3 pseudogenes are annotated in these 3,802 nt (G+C 41.7%); 2 read left to right on the top strand and 1 reads right to left on the bottom strand.

The features are described from left to right. Positions 1–52: 52 nt before the first annotated feature. Together ACED60_RS25290 and ACED60_RS25295 are read left to right on the top strand one after the other, a co-directional pair. A pseudogene (locus ACED60_RS25290) lies at positions 53–1,288 on the top strand (calcium-binding protein); the annotation flags it as partial. A 107-nt stretch (positions 1,289–1,395) separates the two neighbouring features. Beyond that, positions 1,396–2,122 (top strand): annotated as a pseudogene (locus ACED60_RS25295) (IS3 family transposase); the annotation flags it as partial. Positions 2,123–2,265: 143 nt separating this feature from the next. Here ACED60_RS25295 and ACED60_RS25300 read toward each other — a convergent pair. Continuing rightward, positions 2,266–3,699 (bottom strand): annotated as a pseudogene (locus tag ACED60_RS25300) (aldehyde dehydrogenase family protein); the annotation flags it as partial. Between the last annotated feature and the right edge of the window lie 103 nt (positions 3,700–3,802).

Below are 3,802 nucleotides of genomic sequence, written 5' to 3' on the forward strand. Positions count from 1 at the left end.
AGAAATACGCGAAATGGGTTGGCTCTATCTCTAAATTCAATTACGCAACAAAGCCACTATTTTTAGTAAAGATAAGCAAACAGAAATGAAGTCGTTAGTGGAAAACCTCAAAGCGAATTTAACTGCTGATCTACTAAACATGAAAGATCAAACATTTGATTTCCTTCGTAATAGCGGTCACTTACAAGGTGATGGAGATATCAACGTTTCTTTAGGCAATTACAACTTCAACTGGGGGGGGGATGGTAAAGATCTCGGCGCGTATCTAGGTGATAACAATAACTTTTGGGGTGGCCGAGGTGATGATGTCTACTACGCAACAGGAACAACAAACATATTTACTGGCGGTGAAGGCAATGATATGGGGGTGCTAATGGGGCGTGAAAATACGATGCACGGTGGTGAAGGTAATGATACTGCCGTCGTTGCTGGACGAATTAATCGCGTGTTTTTAGGCTCAGGTGATGACCGATCATTTGTTTTTGGTGAAGGTGGTGAAATCAATACCGGAACTGGCCGTGATTACGTCGTCACATCTGGTAACTACAACCGTGTTGACACCGGTAATGACCAAGACTAATCGGTTACGATTGGTAACAATAACCAAGTTGAGTTGGGTGCTGGTAATGATTTTGCTAATGTCTTTGGCAATTACAACCGTATCAATGCTAGTAGCGGTAATGATGTTGTTAAGTTGATGGGTTATAACGCGGTGCTCAACGGCGGTGAGGGTGATGAGCATCTAATTGCTGCTGCGCTTTCTAAGTATAGCCAGTTTAATGGTGGAGAAGGTCGTGATTTGATGGTGTTAGGTGGTTACCAGAATACCTTTAAGGGCGGCGCTGGCGTGGATAGCTTTGTTGTCAGTGGTCACGTCATTGACAACTTCGTTGAAGATATTCGCAGCGAAGACAACATTGTTTTCAATGGGATTGATTGGCAGAACTTGTGGTTAGAACGCAGTGGCTATGATCTGAAATTGTCGATACTGCGTGATGCTAAAAGTGACACTGAACAAACCAAGTTTGAACATATTGGTTCTGTAACTTTCAATGATTACTTCAATGGTAACCGCGCACAAGTTGTTGTTGCGATGGGAGATCAAAGCACATCGCAAGGTCATACTGTGTTATCCAATAATACGGTTGATGCATTGGTTCAAGCTATGAGTGGCTTTGAGCCACAAGCTGGTGACAATGGTTTTATCGATAACCTTGATAGCAAATCCCGTGTTGCGATTACAACAGCGTGGGCCGATATTTCTATAGGAAAAAGCGCGTTGTCATAATTAAATCGATATGATTTAAATTTTATTAAAGCCGTCTTCTTTATGAAGCCGGCTTTTTTGTATGAGGTGTCCCGTCCTGAAATGTGTTTACACATTGAGGATGAATTATGACTACTTCAAATAATACCTACGTTAAGCGCACTCAGCGTGATTACACACTAGGCTTTAAATTACAGGTCGTCGCCGCTGTAGAAAGAGGCGATATGACATATAAACAAGCCCAAACCATTTATGGTATCCAAGGCCGCTCAACCGTTTTAACCTGGCTTCGAAAGCACGGTAAGATGAATTGGGCGCAAAATCCAAGGATCAATGTCATGCACAAATCACCTAAACCTAAAGAATCACCTGCACAGAAAATAAAACGTCTTGAGAAAGAGTTAGAAGACGAAAAAATCAAGAATCTCTTTTTAAATAGAGTGGTTGATATTCTTGATGCTGAGCACGGAACCAGTCTCAAAAAAAGTATCTAGCCAAGGAGCAAGAAGCCTTCAAAAACAAGAAGGAATAAGTTTAGTCCGAATATGTAAGCTATGCGGGATAACGAGACAGAGTGTTTATCAACAAGAAAAGCGAGCTCATCATCGTCAGTTAGAGCTTAAACCGATTAAAGAAATGGTGTTGAATATTAGGCGTTATATGCCTCGGGTTGCTACTAGGAAGCTCTATTTTTTGATTAAACCCAAACTACAAGAGCAAGGTATCAAGTTAGGTCGAGATGCGCTTTTCAATTACTTAAGAGATGAACGATTATTGGTAAGACCTAAACGTAGTTTTACAAAAACGACCAACAGCAGACATTGGATGAAGAAACACCCGAACTTATTAAAGGATGACTGCCTTCTAAGAAGGCGGATATTTTTTTAAGTCTTGCATTGTAAAGGGGTCAAGGAAATGGTTATGGCTTAGATCATAAATATAATGAACCAAATGTTTGTCTGCCCATTAGTTTATCGGGCAGACAATTAGCTTAATTTTTAAAAGAAGCCTAAAGGATTAACACTGTGGCTAACGATGATATTTTTGGTGTTCTGGTAGTGGTCTAGCATCATTTTGTGTGTTTCTCTACCAATCCCGGACTTTTTATAGCCGCCAAACGCAGCGTGAGCAGGGTAAGCATGGTAGCAGTTAACCCAAATTCGCCCAGCTTGTATATTTTTCGCCATATGTGAAATCAGATTGTTGTCACGTGTCCATACTCCAGCACCTAAGCCATACTCAGTATCGTTGGCGATTGCCAGAGCTTCTTCAGTGTCCTTAAATGTCGTAACAGCAACGACTGGGCCAAAAATCTCTTCTTGGAAAATACGCATATCGTTAGTTCCTTTGAAGAGGGTAGGCTCGACAAAGTAACCATTGTCTTCATTGCTGTTACCACCAATAAGTAATTCGGCACCTTCTTCATGACCAAGAGCTATGTATTTGCGAATTTTGTCAAATTGCTCTTGTGACACCTGTGAACCAACCTGTGTGTCGGTATCGAGTGGGTTTCCTTGTTGGATCGTTTTCATGCGAGTTTGCAAACGTGAAATGAAGCGATCGTAAATTGATTCTTGAATCAAAACTCGAGAAGGACACGTGCAGACTTCACCTTGATTGAAAAAAGCTAACAAGACACCTTCGATACACTTATCAAGGTAACTGTCTTCGTGATCAAATATATCAGCCATAAAAATATTTGGAGATTTACCACCTAGCTCGACTGTTGACGGAATTAGGTTCTCAGCGGCACACTTCAGAATATGCTGTCCAACTTCTGTAGAGCCAGTAAAGGCTACTTTAGCAATCTTTTTATGCGTAGCAAGTGCTTGACCTGCTTCTGAACCATAGCCATTTACGACATTGATTACACCGGCAGGGACTAGATCTTCGATGAGCTCCATCAATACTAAGATTGATGCAGGAGTTTGTTCCGCTGGTTTTAATACCACGCAGCAGCGAGCAGCCAGCGCGGGTGCCAGCTTCCATGCGGCCATTAAGAGTGGGAAGTTCCATGGGATAATTTGTCCTACAACACCAACAGGTTCTGGGAAGTGGTAGGTCATGGTTTGTGAATCTAGTTCCGCAGCGGAACCTTCTTGAGCTCTAATGCATCCAGCAAAATAGCGGAAATGGTCGACAACGAGTGGAATATCAGCGGCGAGAGTCTCGCGAATAGGTTTCCCATTGTCCCATGTTTCAGTAATAGCAAGCATCTCAAGGTTGTTCTCAATACGCTCAGCTATCTTTAATAATATGTTTGAACGCTCAGTGACTGATGTTGAAGCCCAGTCATTTTTCGCATTGTGCGCAAAATTAACTGCCAAATCGATGTCTTCTTGAGTCGAAGCTGGAATTTCACAAATTACAGAATGGTTGATTGGAGAGGTATTAGTAAAATATTTTCCATGTTTCGGTGCTACCCATGCCCCTCGGCTTTGTTGCGTAATTAAATTTAAAGATAGAACTACCCCGTTTCGCGTATTTCTTAATCAATACGACAAGTTTCAGGCATACCTAACCCAGTAAGCTTGT

This window comes from Vibrio sp. 1F279, assembly GCF_041439815.1.
Lineage (GTDB): Bacteria > Pseudomonadota > Gammaproteobacteria > Enterobacterales > Vibrionaceae > Vibrio > Vibrio tasmaniensis_A.